16 protein-coding genes are annotated in these 19,043 nt (G+C 69.0%); 7 read left to right on the top strand and 9 right to left on the bottom strand.

Translation table 11 applies throughout. The features are described from left to right. Positions 1-4 precede the first annotated feature (4 nt). Complete coding sequence (locus B2869_RS13520) at positions 5-895, top strand: alpha/beta fold hydrolase (protein ID WP_292767557.1); 891 nt, start codon at positions 5-7, stop codon at positions 893-895. A 13-nt stretch (positions 896-908) separates the two neighbouring features. Here the strand turns inward: B2869_RS13520 and B2869_RS13515 are convergent, their stop codons facing one another. Further along, a complete protein-coding gene (locus B2869_RS13515; protein ID WP_292767554.1) occupies positions 909-1,670 on the bottom strand; it encodes a glycosyltransferase family 2 protein in 762 nt (253 codons plus the stop codon). 84 nt (positions 1,671-1,754) lie between these two features. Here B2869_RS13515 and B2869_RS13510 point away from each other — a divergent pair, with 84 nt between their 5' ends. Beyond that, entirely contained in the window at positions 1,755-2,369 is a 615-nt protein-coding gene (locus B2869_RS13510; RefSeq protein WP_029267568.1) for an HAD-IA family hydrolase, read from the top strand. Between the two features lie 57 nt (positions 2,370-2,426). Here the strand turns inward: B2869_RS13510 and trpS are convergent, their stop codons facing one another. The 3 genes from trpS to B2869_RS13495 form a co-directional block, all read right to left on the bottom strand. Continuing rightward, positions 2,427-3,467 carry a tryptophan--tRNA ligase gene (gene trpS, locus B2869_RS13505; protein WP_292767549.1) on the bottom strand — a complete coding sequence of 347 codons (1,041 nt, stop codon included), beginning with the start codon at positions 3,465-3,467 and terminating at the stop codon, positions 2,427-2,429. Positions 3,468-3,655: 188 nt separating this feature from the next. Beyond that, the gene (gene aspS, locus B2869_RS13500) at positions 3,656-4,957 is read right to left on the bottom strand and encodes an aspartate--tRNA(Asn) ligase (protein WP_292767546.1); all 1,302 of its coding nucleotides are present in this window, start codon (positions 4,955-4,957) and stop codon (positions 3,656-3,658) included. 139 nt (positions 4,958-5,096) lie between these two features. After that, on the bottom strand, positions 5,097-6,044 hold the full coding sequence (locus B2869_RS13495; protein ID WP_231479915.1) for a DMT family transporter: 948 nt from the start codon (positions 6,042-6,044) through the stop codon (positions 5,097-5,099). Positions 6,045-6,091: 47 nt separating this feature from the next. On the opposite strand from B2869_RS13495, the gene B2869_RS13490 reads away from it, so the two are divergent. Then, positions 6,092-6,688 carry a TetR/AcrR family transcriptional regulator gene (locus tag B2869_RS13490; RefSeq protein ID WP_029267575.1) on the top strand — a complete coding sequence of 199 codons (597 nt, stop codon included), beginning with the start codon at positions 6,092-6,094 and terminating at the stop codon, positions 6,686-6,688. 9 nt (positions 6,689-6,697) lie between these two features. On the opposite strand, the gene B2869_RS13485 is transcribed toward B2869_RS13490, so the two are convergent. Next, on the bottom strand, positions 6,698-8,059 hold the full coding sequence (locus tag B2869_RS13485) for an MFS transporter (RefSeq protein WP_292767540.1): 1,362 nt from the start codon (positions 8,057-8,059) through the stop codon (positions 6,698-6,700). A 101-nt stretch (positions 8,060-8,160) separates the two neighbouring features. On the opposite strand from B2869_RS13485, the gene B2869_RS13480 reads away from it, so the two are divergent. Continuing rightward, positions 8,161-8,556, top strand: coding sequence for a winged helix-turn-helix transcriptional regulator (locus tag B2869_RS13480; RefSeq protein WP_029267580.1), 396 nt, complete (start codon positions 8,161-8,163; stop codon positions 8,554-8,556). Here the strand turns inward: B2869_RS13480 and B2869_RS13475 are convergent. Both B2869_RS13475 and B2869_RS13470 read right to left on the bottom strand, forming a co-directional pair. Next, the gene (locus tag B2869_RS13475) at positions 8,553-9,434 is read right to left on the bottom strand and encodes a hypothetical protein (protein ID WP_292767536.1); all 882 of its coding nucleotides are present in this window, start codon (positions 9,432-9,434) and stop codon (positions 8,553-8,555) included. The two genes, B2869_RS13480 and B2869_RS13475, sit on opposite strands and share 4 nt — an antisense overlap. A 28-nt stretch (positions 9,435-9,462) precedes the next feature. After that, positions 9,463-9,843 carry a hypothetical protein gene (locus tag B2869_RS13470; protein ID WP_292767533.1) on the bottom strand — a complete coding sequence of 127 codons (381 nt, stop codon included), beginning with the start codon at positions 9,841-9,843 and terminating at the stop codon, positions 9,463-9,465. Positions 9,844-9,987: 144 nt separating this feature from the next. On the opposite strand from B2869_RS13470, the gene B2869_RS13465 reads away from it, so the two are divergent. Genes B2869_RS13465 through B2869_RS13455 form a run of 3 tightly spaced genes read left to right on the top strand, consistent with a single transcriptional unit; the run spans position 9,988 to position 13,321 of the window. Beyond that, entirely contained in the window at positions 9,988-10,653 is a 666-nt protein-coding gene (locus tag B2869_RS13465; RefSeq protein ID WP_292767530.1) for a response regulator transcription factor, read from the top strand. Further along, positions 10,650-12,038 carry a sensor histidine kinase gene (locus tag B2869_RS13460; RefSeq protein ID WP_292767527.1) on the top strand — a complete coding sequence of 463 codons (1,389 nt, stop codon included), beginning with the start codon at positions 10,650-10,652 and terminating at the stop codon, positions 12,036-12,038. Before B2869_RS13465 ends, B2869_RS13460 begins: the two co-directional genes overlap by 4 nt. A 59-nt stretch (positions 12,039-12,097) precedes the next feature. After that, complete coding sequence (locus B2869_RS13455; protein ID WP_292767524.1) at positions 12,098-13,321, top strand: LCP family protein; 1,224 nt, start codon at positions 12,098-12,100, stop codon at positions 13,319-13,321. A 12-nt stretch (positions 13,322-13,333) separates the two neighbouring features. Here the strand turns inward: B2869_RS13455 and B2869_RS13450 are convergent, their stop codons facing one another. Beyond that, positions 13,334-14,542 carry an MFS transporter gene (locus B2869_RS13450; protein ID WP_292767521.1) on the bottom strand — a complete coding sequence of 403 codons (1,209 nt, stop codon included), beginning with the start codon at positions 14,540-14,542 and terminating at the stop codon, positions 13,334-13,336. A gap of 278 nt (positions 14,543-14,820) precedes the next feature. After that, positions 14,821-18,996, bottom strand: coding sequence for a PQQ-dependent sugar dehydrogenase (locus B2869_RS13445; RefSeq protein ID WP_292767519.1), 4,176 nt, complete (start codon positions 18,994-18,996; stop codon positions 14,821-14,823). Between the last annotated feature and the right edge of the window lie 47 nt (positions 18,997-19,043).

Raw genomic sequence — 19,043 nt, 5'->3', positions numbered from 1 at the left:
CAGCGTGTCGACTGATTCCAGGAGCGGACGGGCGCCCGGCGCCCCGGCCTCTCTCGACGCGGCCATCGGGGACGTCGACTGGACCGTGCCTCCCGCCGGATCGACGAGATCGTGGTTCCGCGCCCCCAGCGGCGAGTTGTCCGTGATCTCGCTGGGCGCACCCGAGCGTCCGCGCGTGGTCCTGGTGCCCGGGGCCACCGGCTCCAAGGAGGACTTCGCCCTGATGCTGCCGCTGCTGGCCGAGGCGGGGTACTTCGTGCAGTCGTTCGACCTCGCCGGGCAGTACGAGTCGCACGCGGCCGGCGCGGACTCCGCCTACACGTACGAGCTGTTCATCGCCGACCTGGTCGCATACCTCGACGCGGGCGCGCCGGCGCATCTGCTCGGGTACTCGTTCGCCGGCACCGTCGCACAGCTGGTCGCCGTCCGTCGCCCCGACCTCGTGCTCTCCCTCACGCTCCTGACCACTCCTCCCGGTTCCGGCAACGTGTTCGCGAGCATGAAGTGGCTGGGACCCCTCGCCCCGATCGCGAGTCCTCGTCGCGGCGCCGGCCTCATGATCTGGGGGATCGTGACGAACAAGAACCGGGTGCCCCCACGGCGGCTCGAGTTCGTCCGCTCGCGGTTCGCGCTCACGAGCAGACGCAGCGTCGATGAGATCGTCGGCCTGATGATGGCCGCTCCCGATCTGCGCAGCCGCGTGCGGGGATTGCCGATGCCCAAGCTCGTCGTCGCGGGATCGCACGACCTGTGGCCGCTCGCCGCCCACGAACGGTATGCACGCGAGATCGGCGCGGAGTTCCGGGCGTACCCGACGGGACACAGCCCGAGCGAGACCACACCGCACCAGCTGACCGCCGACCTGCTCGATCTCTACGCGCGGGCTCGCGACTGACCCGCCTCCGGCGTCACCGACCGGCTGCGGACCTATCGGCCTCGCGCCGAGCTCGGCGCCGCTGATGCAGAGGCTCCGGCGACAGATGCAACCGCACCGTGGGCAGCACGTAGCTCAACCGCCGTCGCAGAGACGCCCAGTCCTGGAACGGTCGCGCCGACACCTCGACCACGAGGCCCCGATCGCGCAGCACCGTCATCTCCGGACGCACATGGAACGACAGGTCGAAGTCGTCGTGGATGTTCGTCGCCTCCCGATGCACCTCTCCGCTCAGCACCCGCCAGACGGAGGCACGCATCGCCATGTTCGATCCATAGAGGGGTGCGTGCCCGAGGACCGGAGCCATCGAGGCGTACATGCCGCCGATGTACAGGTGCGTCCCCATCCAATGCACCAGAGGCGTCGAACCGTAGAAGCGCGGTTCGCCGGTGACGAAGTCGACGTCGGGGCGGTCGCGGAAGGTGCGCTCGATCCGCTCCACCCAATCCGGCCCCGGGCAGGAATCGGCGTCGAGCCGGGCGATGATGTCGCTCGTCGCCGCGTCGTAGCCGGCCGCCGATGCGCGCGGGATGCCCGGGACCGGCTCGGTGACGACCCGTGCCCCGAAGCCCTCGGCGACGGCGACCGTGTCGTCGCTGCTGCCGTTGTCGACGATGACGATCTCATCGGCGATCCGGGTCTGATGCTCGAGTGCCCGCAGACACACCTCCAGCAGGCGGGCGTCGTTCCGTACCGGTATGACCACGGACACGGAACGAGAGAAGGCGGTCGTCATCGTCCCCCTCCTTGGGCTGGTCGGCACTCAGACACAGTCTCCACCGTGCGCGGCCCCCGGGCGCGATTGAGCCAGGATGGTCGGATGATCCGTGTTGTCCTTTTCGACCTCGATGGCGTGATCCGGCACTTCGATCCGCAGAGCGTCGTCGACATCGAATACCGGCACGAGCTGGCGGCGGGAGTCATCGAGAGCGTCGCCTTCACCGCCCCGTTGGTCGACGATGTCACGACCGGGCGGATGAACCGAGCGGAATGGCTGCGTCGGATCGGTGAGCGGATCGGAGATGTCGATGCCGCTGAGGAGTGGGGAGCACAGACCCCGACCGTCGACGAGTCGGTGCTGGAACTCTCCGACGACATCCGGCATGCCGGCCTCCGCACCGCGGTCTTGACGAACGGCACGGACACGATCCCCGCTGAGGTCGCGGCACACGGCATCGCGACCAGGTTCGACGCGTTCTTCAACTCTGCCGACATCGGATATGCGAAACCCGACGCCCGCGCGTTCCAGCATGTCCTCGATGCGCTCGGAGTCAGGGCGGAGGAGGTCTTCTTCACCGACGATTCCGCGTCGAAACTCGCAGGAGCGCATCGTCTGTCCATGCTCACCCACCAGTACGAGGGCGTCGAGGCCCTCCGCACCCGACTGATCGAGGTGGGAGTGGACATCCCCGCCGCGGGAAGAATCGCCCTATGACGGATTCTTCGCGGCGCTGATCGAGGCCAGCGTCTGCTCCGCGGCAGGCATGCGCACTCAGTACACGGTCCCCATCGCCTCCCGCACCTCGTCGAGGGTCGCGTCGGCGATGCCACGGGCACGCTCGTTCCCCCGGCGGAGCACGGAGCGTACGAGGTCGGGATCAGCGGCGAAAGCTCGGCGGCGCTCCCGCAGGGGAGCGAGGAACTCGTTCACAGCGGTGGCGGCGAGCGACTTCAACGCGCTGCTGCCGCCGTCGCCGATGCGATCCGCCAGCTCCTCGGGAGAGACGTCCAGGCACAGAGCGGCCGTCGTCAGAAGCGCCGAGATGCCGGGGCGATGCTGCGGGTCGAAGGTGATCCGCCGATCCTGATCGGTCCGTGCGCGACGGATCGCCGCGACGGTCTCGTCCGGTGTCATCGACAGCGCGATCGCGTTGCCGTAGCTCTTCGACATCTTCCGGCCGTCGAGCCCCGGCACCTCCGGGGTCGCGGTGATCAGCGCCTCCGGAACCGGGAAGATCGCGCCGTACCGGTCGTTGAACCGCCGAGCGATCACCCGCGTCATCTCCACATGCGGCAGGTTGTCCTTCCCCACCGGCACGAGGTTGCCCTTGCAGAAGAGGATGTCGGCGGCCTGATGCACCGGGTAGGTCAGCAGCAGCCCGCTGAGCGCCCGCCCCGACGCCTCGAGCTCCGATTTGACCGTCGGGTTCCGGTGCAGCTCCGCCTCGGTGACGAGGCTGAGGAACGGCAGCAGCAGCTGGTTCAGCGCCGGAACCGACGAGTGGGTGAAGATCGTCGTCCGCTGCGGGTCGATCCCCGCGGCGAGGTAGTCGAGGACCGCACCGTACACGTTGTCGCGCACGTGCGCCGTCGTGTCGCGATCGGTGATGACCTGGTAGTCGGCGAGCACGAGGAACGTCTCGACCCCGGCATCCTGCAGCCGCACGCGCTCCCGGATGGTGCCGAAGAAATGTCCGAGGTGGAGCGCCCCGGTCGGGCGCTCCCCCGTGAGCACGCGGAACCTCTCCGGGTGCCCGGCCACGGCGTCGGCGACCTCCGTCGATCGCTGCGCGGTCGCGGTGAACGAATCCATCTGTCTCTCCCTGCGTCGGGAGCCGCACGGAGTTCTCGGGTGCTGTCACGAACTGCCGCGCAGCCCGTGATCATGCTTCAACCGGCTGCTATCGCAGCCACCACCATGCGGAGAGGTTGAAGTTCATGGAACAGATGCTATCGCGCACCGCGACCCGCGGAGTCACGACGGATGCCGACGCCGACCGCTCACGGGGTGAGCCGGTGCAGGTCTCGTGGGAAGAGCGTCACCTCCCGGATGTTCGACGCCTCGATGAGCCGCGACACCCAGCGCTCCAGGCCGATCGCGAAACCGCCATGCGGAGGCATCCCGTGGGCGAAGGCCGAGAGGTACGCAGAGTAGGCGTCGGGCGATTCGCCCCGCGCCTCGATGGCCGCGACGTACTCGGAGTGACGGTGCAGGCGTTGCCCGCCGGTCACGAGCTCGAGGCCGCGGAAGATCAGGTCGAAGCTGTTGCTCCACCGCGGGTCGTCCGGCTGGGGGTGCGTGTAAAAGGGCCGCTTGCGCATCGGATACCCCTCCACGGCGAGCACGTCGCTGCCGTACCGCTCCTTCGCCCATTCGCCGAGAGCGCGCTCGTGCGCCGGAGCCAGGTCGGGCTCGTCGTCCGGGGCGCCGACCCGCCGCAGCGCGTCCTGGAAGTGGATCACCGGGATCTCGGCGGGGATCGTCGGAAGAGCGAGACCGAGGCGCTCGACGGCCTCCGCGCTCTCGGTGCGGATGCCGTCGATCATGCCGAGCAGGACCCGATGCAGCAGCGCGAGCACATCGCGATGGTCGCGGATGAAGCCCAGCTCGGCGTCGAGCGACACGTATTCGGCGAGGTGCCTCACCGTGTCGTGCGGCTCGGCTCGGAACACGGGCCCCGTCTCGTAGACGCGCTCGAAGACACCGACCAGCTGCTGCTTGAAGAACTGCGGACTCTGCGCGAGGTAGGCGGTGGTGCCGAAGTAGTCGACGGGGAACACGTTGGCCCCCGACTCCGTGACGGAGTCGACGAGCTTGGGCGTCTGGATCTCGGTGAATCCCTCGGCGTCGAGCGTGTGACGGAATGCGCGCATGCTCGCCGCCGCCAGCTCCCACTTGGCACGCTGGGCAGGATGCCGCCAGGTCACCGCCGCATGGTCGAGCACGGTCGGAAGCGCGGCGTCGAGTGTGGGACGCCACAGCTCGACGACCGGGGTGCGCGCGGGCTCCGAGAGCAGGGCGATGTCGGGAGCGGTCACCTCGATGCCGCCGGGGGCATGCGCGTTCGCCGTGGCCGTGCCTTCGATGCGCACGACCGTCTCCTCACCCGGCAGGCCGCCCTCCGGCAGCTGTTCGGGCCGGAACACGATCTGCGCGAGTCCGGTGCGGTCGCGCAGGATCAGAAACGACACGGTGGCGAGTTCCCTGCGCCGATGCACGTGTCCCATGAGGGTGATGCGCTCGCCAGGGAGCGTGATCGGAAGCCGGGCGGCGAGAGTGCGAGCGGGGTCGGATGACGACATGATTCCTCCAGGTGGCGAAAGCCCTGGAGGTGCGGGCGGGGGCTAGATCGCGGTGCCACCACACCTTCGCCGATCGCTCATCGGCCTCTCGTCGATACGCCGGACGCGCGGGAGCCGCCTGCCCGAAGGCCGAGGGTCGTCACTCCCTCGCAGCTGCCGTCGCCATCGTAACATCGCGCTCACCCTCTCCCCCGGCGCGTGCTTCGCTCACGAGCACGGCCGCGACGCCGGCGGCGCACAGAACGAATCCGAGGAGCGTGATGACGGTGAGCGGCTCCCCGAGCAGCAGCGCTCCCGCGGCTGCGGTCGTCGGAGCGACCAGGAAGAGCAGCGCGTTCAATGCCGTGATGCCCACCCGGCGCAGCAGCCACCAGTACAGCCCGTAGGCGGCGAGAGTCGGGAAGGCGGCGGCGAATCCTGCGGCGAGCCAGAACGAGACGGATGCCGGGGGCGCGAGCGCTCCGAAGACCGCGGCGATGGGCACGAGTGCCACGGCCGTCACGGTCACGTGGATGGCCAGCGTGACGAGGGTGCCGGTCCGCGGCGCCGAGCGGCGCTGGAGGAACGTGCCGACGATCAGGCAGGCCATCGCCAGCGCCGGCCACACATAGCTGGACGGGTGCGCCTCCGAATCGTCGAGCTGCGACCGCACGACCAGGAGCACACCCGCCGCCCCGACGAGGAGTCCGGCCCACTGCACTCCGCGGACGCGCAGGCCCAGCAGCGGACCGACCAGGACCGCGACGATGAGCGGCTGCACTGCGTCGATCAGCGCGGTCGTCCCTGTCGCGACGCCCGCCGCGATCGCCGCATAGACCGATGCGCAGTAGCCGAACTGCGCGAAGAGGCCGATGAGCGCCTGCCGCCCGACATCGACGCGAGTGATGCCCTCGGAGGCCCCGGTGAGCACCACGATGACGACCAGGATCACCGCGAGCGGCACGAACCGCCACACGAGCAGGGTCAGGGGCGCCACGGCCTCGACGGCGATCGCGGGCACGAGGAAGCCGGAGCTCCACGTCACGACGAACGCCGCGGAGGCCAGCACCGTCACCACGAGACGAAGTACACCGATCTGTTTACTCATCTCCATGACTATACCGGTCGGTGTAGTCAGAGCGGTATAGTGAAGACATGGCCGTCCCGGTTCCCGAACTCGCCCCGCTCACCCCCGGCGCCACCCGCGTGCTCGACGCGGCGTCACGACTCTTCTATGAACGCGGCATCCATGCGGTCGGCGTCGACACCATCGCCGACGCGGCCGGGGTCACGAAGAAGACGCTCTACGATCGGTTCGGCTCGAAGGAAGCCCTGGTCGTCTCCTACCTCCAGCACCGCGACGCACTCTGGCGCGCTCACGTCGCCCGGCACCTCGACCGCACTCCCGAGCCCGGCATCGATCGGGTCCTCGCCGTGTTCGACGCGGCGATCACCTGGTCCGACGAATACAGCCCGAAAGGGTGCAGTGCCATCAACGCCCGAGCGGAGATCGGCGACGGCCACGACGGCCACCCGGTCTTTCCCGAGGTGTCGCGGCAGAAGGCCTGGCTGCTGGAGCTGTTCTTCGAGCTGTGCCGCGAAGCGCGCCTCTCGAAACCCGCCCTGATGTCGAAGGCCATGATGCTGCTCTACGAAGGTGCGATCGTCACGGTCGGGATGGAGACCTTCGCCGAGCCGTTCCAGGTGGCGCGAGAGCTGGCGCGCACCGCTCTGGAGCAGGACCGGCGCTGACCGACCCCGTCAGCCGATCGACCGCTGCGGAGCCCCGGTCCGGCGACGGACGAGCGGCATCACGGCAGCGGCGACCACGACGATCGCGGCGACCAGCACCGCCGTGGTGAAGCCGCCGACGACCACCGCGGCGATCGTTCCCAGAACCGCGATCCCGAGACCGCCGCCCAGCGCGAAGCCGACCTCCTGGATCGCGCCGACCTGACCGGCGTCGTCTTCGGTGGTGACATCGAAGAGCGCGGTGGCCGCGAGCGTCGCCCCGATGCCGAAGCCGAAGCCGACCAGAGCCAGCGGCGCGGCGACGACCTCGGGATCGGTGAAGAGCCACGCCATTCCGCCGGCCTGCAGCAGCAGCGCCCCGACGGTGAGCGCTTCGGCCCGCACCCAGCGGAGCGCGATCGGGGCGATCACTCCGCCGATCGCGATGGCTGCCGCCTGCGGGAGGATCGCGAGACCGGCCTCGGCGGCGCTCCATCCTCTCGTGTCCTGCAGGTGCAGGCTCACCAGGAGCACGGATGCCGAGGAGACGCCGCTCGCGACGAGGATGCGGGTGATGGCGGGACTGAATCCCGGGATCCCGAACAGGCGCATGTCGATGAGCGGTTCGGACAGCCTCCGCTGGCGAAGGACGAAGAACACGAGACTGCCGACGGCGACCACTGCGGCGATCCCCGCCGGCACGGGGGCGACGAGCGCCTCGTGCAGGGCGAAGGCGAGCGCGCCGAGAGCCACGATCGACGTGGCGATGCTCGGAAGATCCCATGACGGCGCCCGGGAGCTGCGGGAATCGGGCACCAGCCAGAGGGCGAGCACGCCGGCGAGCACTGCCAGGGGCACACTCCCCAGCAGCAGCCAGCGCCATCCCGGCCCCTCCGCGAGGAGCCCACCCAGAACCGGTCCCAGCGCACTGCCCACTCCGAACGTCGCCGTCCACAGCCCGTACGCCAGCACTCGTTCCCTGGCGTGGTACTTCGCACCGATCGTGGCGACCACGCCGGCGACGACGAACGCCTCGGCGACGCCGAGGAGCGCCCGGACCGCGATGAGCAGCAGTCCGCTCTGCGCGAATCCGCCGACCGCGTTGAGCACCGCGAATCCGGCGAGGCCGATCAGCACGATCCGCTTCCGCCCGAAGGCGTCGCCGATCCGCGCCGCGAGGATGAGCGTCGCTGCGAGCGAGAGTGCGTAGACGTCGGCGAGCCAGAGACCCTCGGTGTCGCTGAGGGCGAGCTCGCCGCGGATGGCCGGAAGCGCCGTGGAGACGCTGCTGATGGCGAGCGCGCCGATCAGGATCCCGAGCAGCAGAGGCACCATCGCGAACCAGAGACGAAGGGTCGAACGCGCAGCGGTCACGGTGGGGGCGGAAGTCACGTGTTCAGTCTGTGAAGTACAGACAGAAGCTGCAAGTACGGTCATTCCTGTCACGTACTGACACAGTGGATACTATGGGCGACCGGCACGAGGAGGGTGCGATGAGGGAGAAGACCGAGCGGATCGTGCGCGACTGGTCGGAGTCATGCGACGCCGAGGTGTCGATAGCGGTCCTCGGCGGGGCCTGGAAGCCGAGCATCCTCACGCTTCTCGGCGAGCACGAGGTGCTGCGGTTCGGAGAACTCGGGCGCCTCTTGGAGAACCCCACCGCGCGCGTGCTCACCCGCCAGCTGCGCGAGCTGGAGGAGGACGGACTCATCACCCGCACGGTGTACCGGCAGGTGCCGCCGAAGGTCGAGTATCGCCTCAGCGAACTCGGCACGACCGCGACGCCGCTGCTCGTCGAACTGACACGGTGGGGCACGCAGTACGCCGAACGGCAGCGCGCCTCGGTGACAGCCGGCACGTCCGACGACCGGGATCCGGTCGTCGCCTAGCGGTCTGCTCCCTCGCTGTCGAGGAAGACCCCGACGCGCTCGCCGTCGTACACGAACTGCAGCGCCGTTCCCGAGGGGAACCGTTCGCTGAGTTCCTTCGGCGCGCTGCTGTCGAACGGGACCTCGACGGTCGCGGGGAACGTGCCGACGGCGCAGCCGGTGTAGATGGGTCCGTCATAGCTCCAGCTCGAGGAGGCGTCGAACTCCTCCGCTTTCGGAACCTGGTCGGCGCGGGCGACGGTGAAGCACTCGCTTCCGATGCCCCCGCCGCCATACCCTCCCGTGGTCTCCATCAGAGCCAGGCCATAGAAGTCGAACACGGCGGAACTCGGGCCGGCCCCCATCCACCCTGCCGGGATCTGCAGGGCCGACGTGGGTTCGAGGGTGGCGATCTGCGGCGCTCCGGAGGAGACGGCGACGGGAGCGATCTTCACGAGAGCGAAGGTGACGGCCGCCGAGATCGCGGCAGCAGCCACGATCGCGACCCACCACAGGACCGTGGTCGTGCGCTCCGAGAACCAGGCCGCCATGCGCTCCGCCGGTTCCTCCTTCGGTGCGACCGGATCCGACGGATCGGCGGGAACATCGGCGGGGGCGTCGGCGAACACGTCGAGCGCATCCCCCTCCGGCTCCGGCGTGCCTTCTCCCGGCCATGTCTCGTGCCGAGCGGAGTCGGCCGATCGGTTTCGGGCGGCCCGCCCGAGCTGCTCGACGTCGGGAACGGGGATGACGGCATCGGTCACCGCGGGCTTCGGCTGCCGCATCGCTTCCAGCTGCTGGAGGCGCCGGAGCGCGGCCGGGTCGTTCTCGATGTCCGCCGTCGGACCATAGGCGCGGGCCCGCAGGACGCGGAGCTCGTCTTCAACCGCAGTGCTCATCTCCGGCATCGTCTCACAGGCCGGAGGATCAGCCGCAGAACGCCGAGGCCGAGTCCTTGAGCTGCTCGATCGCCTCGACCGTCTCGGGAGCCTGCAGGTCTGTCATGCCGCCGATCTGCGTGGCACCCGAGCGGATGAGGTCTCCCAGCTGGCCGTCGACGTTCGCCGCGAGCCCCTCGAGCGATGAGACGAGCTCATCGCGGGCGGCATCGGCCTGCTCCGCCGAGACCTCACCCTGGTCGAGCAGCGACTGGTACTTCCCGTAGGCGTCGTCGATCGTCGTGCAGGTGGCCTGCACATCGATGCCCACGGCGTCGCCGGCCATCTGCGTCACCTGCGAGCACCCGGCGAGGAGCCCGGCGGCGAGTCCGGCAGCGAGGACGAAGGGGAGGACCACGATTCGGCGCATGCCACGAGGGTAGCCGGTCCGCCTGACGGCCTCCTGCGCCGCGTGCGATCTCCTGCGGCGCGTGCGACCGCGGGCATGGAGCATGTGCACGGGCGCGCCCGTCTATCATCGCAAGCGCACGATGGCCGAGGAGGTGGGCGCCTGATGAAGGTCATGCTCGTGGACGACGATGCGGAGATCCGCCTCGGTTTCACGACCGCTCTGCGACGCCGGGGTCACACCGTCGATACAGCCGAGGATGTCGCCTCGGCCCGCCGGCTCGCCGAACTCATCGTCCCTGATGTCGCGATCATCGACGTCATGCTCCCGGACGGCGACGGGTTCGCGCTGTGCCGAGAGATCCGCACCCGATGGGGCTTCCCGACCGTGATGCTCACCGCGCGAGACGAGGATGCAGACGTCGTCGTCGGCCTCGACGCCGGAGCCGACGACTACATCGCCAAGCCCGTCAGCGTGGCCGTGCTCGAAGCACGCCTGCGGACGGTTCTGCGTCGCAGCTCCCGCCTCACCGTGGAGCCCCTGCGTGTCGGGTCGCTCGAACTGCACGAGGACTCCGCCGAGGCGCTGGCCGACGGGGAGCCCCTCCCGCTGAGCGCCACCGAGTTCCGGCTCCTCCACGAGCTGGCCCTGAACGACGGACACGCTCTGAGCCGCTCCCGACTGATCGACGCGGTCTGGGCGCAGTCCCCGCCCGACACCCCGCGGGTCGTGGACACCGCCATCCAGCGGCTGCGTGCCAAACTGACCGCAGCGAACGTCTCGACGCCGCAGCTGGAGACCATCCGCGGGATCGGGTACCGGCTGCGATGACCGCACGTCGTCGTCGCCCCACCCTCCGTGCGGCGATCGCGCTCGCCCTCGTGGGCAGCACGATCGCGGTGTCGGTCCTCGTCACCGGGGTCGTGGTGCTCACCGCGGGACGGATCGTCTACGAATCCCGGCAACAGGGGCTGCTCGACGAGTTCTCGACCACCGCGGACGCCCTGTTCACGTCCATCTCCACCGGGTCCCCCGAGGACACCTGGAAGTACTACGCCGAGATCCTTCCCGGCGAGACGGTCATCATCGACCTCGACAGCGGCCGGAGCGCTGGCGAGCTCCGGCCGGACCAGGTGCCGGACGCGCTCGCCATCGACGACACCCGTCGCTCCGGAGACCTGACGTCGCTGATGACCACGCTCGAAGGGCGCGATGTCTTCTTCGTCTCCGTGGTGCGGGACGATCTCCCCCAGGACCCGAGCGCCCGACTCGCCGTGGTCACGGCGTACTCGATGGAGCCGCAGCGGGAGCAGGTGCGGGAGCTCGTCATCTCCGGGGCGCTCCTGAGCGGCGGCGTGGTGGTGCTCGTCGTGCTGCTCGAACGCCTGCTCGGCGGAGCGTTGACACGCCCGCTCCGCCGTCTGGTCGACACCGCGCAGGCGGTCGGGTCCGGCGAGGGGCCACCGGCGTGGAAACCGTCGTTCGACGACGTCGACCGGGTGGCCGACGCTCTTCGTCTCTCCTCCGAACAGTTGGGGGCCACCATCGCGCAGCTGCAGCGCCGGGAAGCGGAGTCCCGACGGCTCGTCAGCGATGTCGCCCATGAGCTGCGCACGCCCCTCACGTCGATGATGGCGGTCGACGAACTCCTCGACGACGACGAGCAGACGACGGCGGAGGAGCGGGCGGTCGCCGCCGCGGTCGTACGCACCGGAACCCGCCGCCTGCATTCGCTGATCGAGCACCTGCTCGAACTCTCCCGCCTCGACGCCGGGGTCGCGCGCGTGCACCGCACGACCGTCTCTCTCCCCGATCTGCTGGACGACGTGATCGACGCGACAGGGGTCGATCACGTCGAGGTGTCGGTCTCCCCCGATCTCCGCATCCACACCGACCCCGCCCGGCTGCACACCGTGGTGGCGAACCTGCTCACGAACGCCTCCAGGCACGGGCGACCACCCCTCACCGTCCGGGTGCACGAAGACGGGGACGCGGTGCACATCGACGTCGGCGACCAGGGCCCCGGCATCGCCGAGGCCGACGCGGAGCGGGTGTTCGACCGCTTCGTCACCACCGACCGTTCGCGCCCCGACGGGGTGGGAACGGGGCTCGGTCTCGCGATCGCCCGCGACAACGCACGGCTCCTCGGCGGAGACCTCACACTCCTGGTCCTGTCGCCCGGGGCGACGTTCCGTGTGACCATGCCCCGCGTGTGACACTCGTGTGACATTCCTCCTCGACACTGGCCGTTCGCCGATGTCGAGAGGTCGTGTCCATGAGTCTTCCCCCGTCCCCTTCTCCGCACAGACAGGCGTCTCCGAGCGGACAGCGCCGGAGACGCCTGCGGCGCTTCCTCACCCTCACCGCAATCGCCGTCCTGGTCATCGGCGGAGGAACGGCCGCGGTCGCGGCGATCCGGTTGTCGCAGAACGTCACCACGGTCGAGCTGCACCCCGTACGCACGGACGAGCCACCCGTCGTCGCGGATTTCGACGGCGAGTTCGACGTACTGCTCGTCGGTTCCGACGGTCGCGCAGGGCAGGGGGCACAGTACGGTGAGGGCGGCGACGTCGAAGGCAGCAGGAACGACGTGACGCTGCTGCTGCACGTGAACGAGTCGCACGACGCGGCGACCGTGATCTCCTTCCCGCGCGATCTGCTCGTCGACATGCCCGCATGCACCGACCCCGACTCCGGGAAGACCTGGGATGCCGGTCACCGGGTGCAGTTCAACGAGTCCCTCGCCCGCGGCGGACTGGGGTGCGTCGCCTCCACGGTCACGGCACTCACCGGGATCGATCTCGCCTACGCGGCGGAGATCAGCTTCACCGGGGTGATCGACGCTTCCGACGCGGTCGGCGGCGTGCCCATCTGCTTCGCCGGTCCGGTACACGATCGGCACTCCGGCTTGGAGATCCCCGAAGCCGGTACCTACGACCTCAGCGGAGAACAGGCTCTGGCGCTCCTGCGCTCCCGCTACGGCATCGGCGACGGGAGCGATCTCGCCCGCATCTCGACGCAGCAGGTGTTCCTCTCCTCTCTGGTGCGCACGCTCCGCGATCGGTCCACCTTGACGGATCCGGTGAAGCTCTACGGGATCGCCGATGCGGCGACCAGGAACATGACGCTGTCCACGCCGCTCGCCGACCTCGGCACTCTCGCGTCGATGGCGAAGGTCTTCAGCGACCTCCCCCTCGAGAACCTCGCGTTCGTCTCCTATCCGCACCTTCCGGCGGGCGATCGTGTCGTCCCCGATGAGCTGGCAGCGGCCGCGCTGATGGAGCGGGTGACCTCGGGCGAGACGGTGGACATCAGCGCCGACCACACCGGCCGCGGCAGCGAGCTGGCCACCCCGCCGGTCGCCTCGCCGTCCGAAGGAGCGACGACGCCCGGAACCGAGGCGCAGCCCGGCACCGAGACGCAGCCCGAGAGCCTGCCGGCGAACGTCGACGGGCAGAGCGCGGCGCAGGACACCTGCGTGCGTCCGTACTCCGGGTAGCTCCGCGCACTGTCAGGGACTGCGGTCAGGAGGATCCAGCGGCACGCACCTGTTGAGGACGATCAGGGCGACGCCACCGACAGCCGAGATCACGGCAGGAATCCAGAAGAGCTGCGGCAGTCCCAGCCACAGGGAACCGAGGCTTCCCACGAAACCGCCGACGGCGGCGTTGATCGCATAGGAGCTCATGAAGACGCTGGTCGCCATCCCCACGCGAGCCGGAACCAGTCGCTGCGCCACCGTGATGCCCAGCACGCCGAATGTTGCGATCACACCCGCCATGAGCACCTGTCCCACGATGAGAGGGACGAGGTGGGGGAAGATCTGACCGGCCGAAGCGTAGGAGACGTGCGCGGCGACCGCCATCAGGGCGCCCGCGAACAGGACGCGCGCGAGACCGAATCGCGTCGCCAGCCGTGCGGCGAACGGCATCAGAAGGAGTTCGACGAGAGGTTGGAAGCCGATGATCGCGCCGCGAACTCCGGCGTCGACCGCGAGCTCGCCGTCCATGTACAGAGGCAGATAGGCGAGCTTGACCGTTTCGCCGCACATGATGAGCACGTAGATCGCCGTGAAGACGAGCAGCGGCATCATGGAGCGCGGGTGCGGTGCCGACGGCGCTGCCGAGGCCGGCGCGGCGGCACCGGGCTCGCGGATCGGCGTCGACAGCGCCCTGCGCGCGGCCCCCGTATCGGTCTTCACGCCGATCAGCGGGACCAGTGAGAGCAGCACGCAGAGCCCGGTGACGAGAAGGAGAGGACGCAGTCCGATGACCGCTCCGAGCACGGCGCCGATGACCGGGCCGACGATCCACCCGAACGCCATGGCCATCCGCATCACCGCGACGACTTCGTTGTCCGCCGGTGTGGGGCTCCGATTCAGTTCATCTCTCACCGCGGCCTGAAGCTGGGCAGCACCGGCACCGGCCGTGCTCAGCAGGAGCATGTTGATGGCGAACGGCATCCATGCCTGCATCGCGACCGCCATCAGGACCCAGCCGACGAATCCGGCGAGCGCGGACAGGCGGAAGACCAGCAGTCGCGAGCCGGCGCGGTCCGACAGCGAGCCCACGAGATACCCGGCGATCGGAGCGGTGAGGTTGGTCAGGAAGTAGAGGCCGGCCTGCGCCGTCGAGAGATGGAGTTCCCCCACGAGGAACAGGGTGATCTGCGGGATCGTGACCGAGATCCCGATTCCGGAGATGACGAGGCTGACGAACACGCCGCGCAACAGCCTCGAGCGGAGGATGTAGCGCGAGGCGGAAACGGGGCTGCCCGATGGGTCCGCGGTTCCTGATTGCCGAGCCGCCACGCGGAACCGTCCTCGTCTGCCGTGCGAAAAGGGGGAACGGCAATCGTATCGAGGGAAGCTCCCGGGGATTCCCCCGTGGAAGCACTGCCCCCGGCAACCTCCTCCTCCACGCACCGCCCGGCACCGCCCTGGCGGGGCGCGAGACCTCGCCCCGCGCCCCGCGAGGGCGGACTATCCTGCGGCGCTCGTCACGGCGAACCACCCGTCAGGGTGAACGGGACGGTCGTGGCATTGCCCGCCACGTCGTACACGATCAGAGTGTTCGCCCCGGCGACGGCTCCGAACGCTCCCGGCTTCACGAAGTTGAGGTCTGACCAGACGTTGTCCGTCAGGTCTTTCCCCACCCCGTTCAGGACCAGCCGATCCACCCTGCCCGCGTCGTTGAGCTTGTACGACACCAGGCCGTACGAGCCGTCCGCACCGACGGTGAACGCTCCACCGCCTTTGACGGTGACCGCGGGACCGGTGACGTCGAGGGTGAATCGCACGGTGGTGGCGTTGCCGGCCACGTCGTACACGACCAGGGTGTTCTCCCCCTCGACCGCCCCGAACGCGCCGGGGACGACACCGTTGAGGTCCGACCAGACCGCGTCCGTGAGGTCCTTCGGCACCCCGTTCAGCGTCAGCCGATCGATCATCCCGACATCCTGGAGCTGGAATGATGCCCTGCTGTAGACGCCGTCCCGTCCGACCGTGAACTCCGCACCGCTCTTGACCGTCACCGCGGGCGCCGTGGTGTCCACGGCCGCCGCGGTGATCGAGAGGTCGCGCAGGCGTCCGAAGTTGTCGAAGGAGCCGAAGCCCACCCGGCCCTCGGGGAACGTCGTGTCGTTCGCGGTCATCAGCGGGGTGTCGAGGCCGTCCACGTAGACGGCGATGTCGCCGCTGTCGACACAGCGGACCACACGCACGTCGTGCCATTCCTCGTCCGTGACCGCCGGTGGAGCACCGATCGCGCCGTCCCACTGATCGTCGATCCGCTCCCGATCCGCCTTGTTCACCTTGAAGATGCCGTTGTGCGGGTAGATCGAGTTGTCCTGCGAGAGGTGTGCGTAGTAGTACTCCGTGTCCGACTTCCAGCCGAACACGATGATCACGTCGCGGTTGTTCACGGAGGCCTTCTCGTCGAGGCGCACCTCGCCGGTGAGATCGAACGAGCCGAGCTCCGGCCCCTCGGTGAGCACGGCGTACTCGAACGGCCGGCGGATCCCGTCGTTCGGGTTGGTGCCCGCCTCGGTGAGCACGATCTGGTCACCGGGGAAGTCCCACTTGGCCGGTGTCCGCGGCGCCCAGTCGCCCTCCTCCATCACGTCGGTGATGACCTCGCCGTCCGGTGTGCAGGTCGGCGGCGTCGGCGGTTGGACCGGCGGCACGGCGTACAGCGCATACTGCGCCGCGACCTGCTCGGCCGTCGGCACCGTGTCGAGCAGCATGATGTCGTCCATCCGCCCGTTGAACGGATTGGCCTCCTTCGTGTTCTGCGGGAAGCTGCCGCCGATCTTGATGCCGGCCGGTGCGGTGTCGGACGTGGCTCCTCCACCCCACGGGTTCGCCGCGGTGTACTTCCCCGCGAGCTCCTCGCCGTTCATGAACAGCTTCATCTCGCCCGCCGCGAAGTCGAAGGTCGCCGCGAGGTGAACCCACTGCCCCTTCTTGAGGATCTCGTTCCACGGCAGGTCGGCCGCGAACGTCCACGAACCTGCGCCGTCGACTCGACGCCCGAGCGCCACGAGCTTGAGCTCGCCGTCGACCGTGATGACCTCGAGCAGCGCCCGCACCGCGTGACCGTCGGAGGTACCGGTGAGCACGCCCGCGAGACCGATCGCGTTGTACACGTCGTCGGGGTTCGCCGTGCCCGAGTTCGGGGCCGGGTGATCGCCGGTCGGCTTGAACCACCCCATGACGGCGGCCTTGTCGGTGTCGGCGAACGCGCCGAGCGAATCGACGCCGTCCGCGTCGTAGATGCCCGCCTTCCAGTCGTCGTTCGACGTGGTCCGCGGACTCATCTGCTGTGTCTGCAGGGCCTCTCCCGCACCGGGATAGGCGCGGTCCGCGACCCGCATCTCGACCCCGCCGTTGATCAGCGAGATATCGGTGCCGGAGCGCCCCTGATCGACCTCGATCGTCGGCGTCGCCGCGTCCGGGTGGTCGAAGTCATGGTGCGTGACCACGTTCGGGGCGAGCGCCGGAAGGACGAACGGGTTGGTCGGCTCATCGACCGTCCGCGCCCCTGTGACCTTCCAGATCTTGCCGTTCGCCTTGGAGACGAGGTAGAGCTCGCCGTCGGCGTCGGAGCCGAACCGCAGGTCGACGCGTTTGTCGCCGACCAGCTTCTGGAACGTGGTCTCCTCACCGTCGGCGAAGACCCGCAGTTCCTCGATCGTGGCGAGGTCGTCGATGTCGCCGTCGTTGCGCACCATCTCCTCGGCATCCGTGGACAGCACCCAACCGCGCACCAGATCGGTGAAGAGGTAGCGCCCCTGGAGTTCGGGGATCTCACCGCGATAGACGAATCCGCCATTCACGGCCACTCCCGCATCACCGGTCTGGCCGGGGTCGCGATTGTGATCGTAGGCGGCCACCGGGTAGGTGAAGCCGTTCTCGGCATCGTCCTTCGGCAGCTGGAAGATCTGCCGGTTCTCGGCGAGGAAGGAACCCTCCCGCACCGACCAGCCGAAGTTGTCTCCTGGTTCGACGGCGTAGATCGACTCGACCTGCCACTCGCCGATGTGCGCGAGATACATGGTGTGGTCGCCCTCGGTGTCCCAGCTGATGCGGTGCGGGTCGCGCATGCCCACCGCGTAGATCTCCGGCAGGGCATCCGCCTCGTCCACGAACGGGTTGTCGGACGGGACGCCGTACTCGCCGTTCTCGCTGTCGTCGCCCGTGGGGTTCACGCGCAGGATCTTGCCCTGTGGTGTGGCCAGATCCTGCGGGTTGCCGTTGCCGACACCGTTGCCGCCGTCTCCGACCAGGATGTAGAGGTTGCCGTAATCGGCATCGCCCTCCGACACCGTCGGGTTGAACGCGATCTGCTGCACGGTGTGCACACGACCCGCGAACGGGATGCGCATGACTTCGCGGTGCGTTCCGGCGAAGGTCTCCGCCGACGGGTCGTCGGCCTTCCACTCGGTGATCACGCTGTGGAACGCGGTGGTGCCGAACGCCGGGAAGTCCGGGGTGTCTTCGGTCAGCGCCGTGCCGCCCTCGGTGTGGACGGTGTAGAACAGCCCGTTCTCGGCGAAGTCGGGGTGGAACTCCGCGGAGCCGAGGCCCGTCCCGAGCCCTGCACTGTTGTGGAAGTTGTCGATGAACTCGTTCCGGACGTTGAGGTATGGGACGTATTCGCCCGATTCCTTGTCGACCAGGTAGAGGATGTCGTTGTTGTCGGGCACCATCAGCCGGCCGGAGTCGTCCGGCACCTCGTCGAGGTGCGTGATGCGGTTGTGGCGCACGAGGCGCGGGTCCTGCGTGGCCGGCGTCGTCTGCGACGCGGGCAGCTGCGCGAGCTCGGTCACCTCGATGCCGAGGTCGGCCATTCCCGGGTCGGGCAGCGGGTTCAGCAGCGGCTCGTTCGCCGTGCCGCCCGGTGCGCAGTCGCCCGGGTTGCCCGTCGCGATCGCGAGGTTCTCGCCCGTGTTGTCGACGGCCACGTCGTCGAGCAGGAGGCGACCCGTGCTCGTGGCGCCGTTCTTCCAGAAGAATCGGTCGAGCGCGCCGTTCACCGCCTGGCGGAAACCGAACTGCTGCTCGGCGCCCTCGGGGAGGCGGGTCTGCTGCTCGTATGCGCCGCCCTGGCTGTACACGGTGACCTTGTCGGCCGCGTTGTCGGCGACGATCCACACGCACTGCCAGGCGTCCTTCGACCACACGCCCGCCGGCGCGAACGACCCGCCGTCGCGCACGCGCAGCACGTCGTCGTTCTGGTTGTTCACATAGGCGCGGCTGTGCGCGTAGTCGTTCGGCGCATCCACATCGGTCACCCCGAAGGAGGTGTCGACGCTGCCGGTGCGCAGGAAGCGGAAGAACAGCGTGCCGGTGGTGCCCTCGGCGATGGCCGGGATCGCGCGATACGACTGCTGACCGCCGCCGACGGACTCGACGACCTGGTTGTTACCGTTGAGCGGATCGGCGATCACACGGGGAGCCGCGGACGACGTCCATCCGTCCTGCCCGTTCAGTGCGACGCGCTCGTAGGCCTCGAAGTCGACGAGTTCGGTGAACGGCTCCGCCGCGACAGCAGGGCTCGTGGTCAGCAGCGCTCCGACCACGGCGGCCGCGGCGACGACCGCACCCGTTCGTCGTATGCCGAAGGATCGAGGAGGCGGTGCGACCGATCGGGAGCTCGAGCTCGCGGTTCGCATGATTCGTTCGTGCATCAGAAACCTCTCAACGTCGTCGTCGTGTGGTG

Source organism: Microbacterium sp. UBA3486 (assembly GCF_002377845.1).
GTDB classification, from domain to species: Bacteria; Actinomycetota; Actinomycetes; order Actinomycetales; family Microbacteriaceae; genus Microbacterium; species Microbacterium maritypicum_A.
The sequence above is the reverse complement of the archived record's forward strand: the minus strand, read 5'-3'. Positions and strand labels throughout refer to the sequence as shown.

Coding starts and splice junctions, on each gene's coding strand:
- B2869_RS13515 (WP_292767554.1), bottom strand. CDS start 1,670: ATGACGACCGCCTTCTCTCGTTCCGTGTCCGTGGTCATACCGGTACGG.
- B2869_RS13445 (WP_292767519.1), bottom strand. CDS start 18,996: ATGCGAACCGCGAGCTCGAGCTCCCGATCGGTCGCACCGCCTCCTCGA.
- B2869_RS13465 (WP_292767530.1), top strand. CDS start 9,988: ATGAAGGTCATGCTCGTGGACGACGATGCGGAGATCCGCCTCGGTTTC.
- B2869_RS13475 (WP_292767536.1), bottom strand. CDS start 9,434: ATGAGCACTGCGGTTGAAGACGAGCTCCGCGTCCTGCGGGCCCGCGCC.
- B2869_RS13510 (WP_029267568.1), top strand. CDS start 1,755: ATGATCCGTGTTGTCCTTTTCGACCTCGATGGCGTGATCCGGCACTTC.
- B2869_RS13470 (WP_292767533.1), bottom strand. CDS start 9,843: ATGCGCCGAATCGTGGTCCTCCCCTTCGTCCTCGCTGCCGGACTCGCC.
- B2869_RS13490 (WP_029267575.1), top strand. CDS start 6,092: ATGGCCGTCCCGGTTCCCGAACTCGCCCCGCTCACCCCCGGCGCCACC.
- trpS (WP_292767549.1), bottom strand. CDS start 3,467: ATGGATTCGTTCACCGCGACCGCGCAGCGATCGACGGAGGTCGCCGAC.
- B2869_RS13455 (WP_292767524.1), top strand. CDS start 12,098: ATGAGTCTTCCCCCGTCCCCTTCTCCGCACAGACAGGCGTCTCCGAGC.
- aspS (WP_292767546.1), bottom strand. CDS start 4,957: ATGTCGTCATCCGACCCCGCTCGCACTCTCGCCGCCCGGCTTCCGATC.
- B2869_RS13495 (WP_231479915.1), bottom strand. CDS start 6,044: ATGAGTAAACAGATCGGTGTACTTCGTCTCGTGGTGACGGTGCTGGCC.
- B2869_RS13460 (WP_292767527.1), top strand. CDS start 10,650: ATGACCGCACGTCGTCGTCGCCCCACCCTCCGTGCGGCGATCGCGCTC.
- B2869_RS13480 (WP_029267580.1), top strand. CDS start 8,161: ATGAGGGAGAAGACCGAGCGGATCGTGCGCGACTGGTCGGAGTCATGC.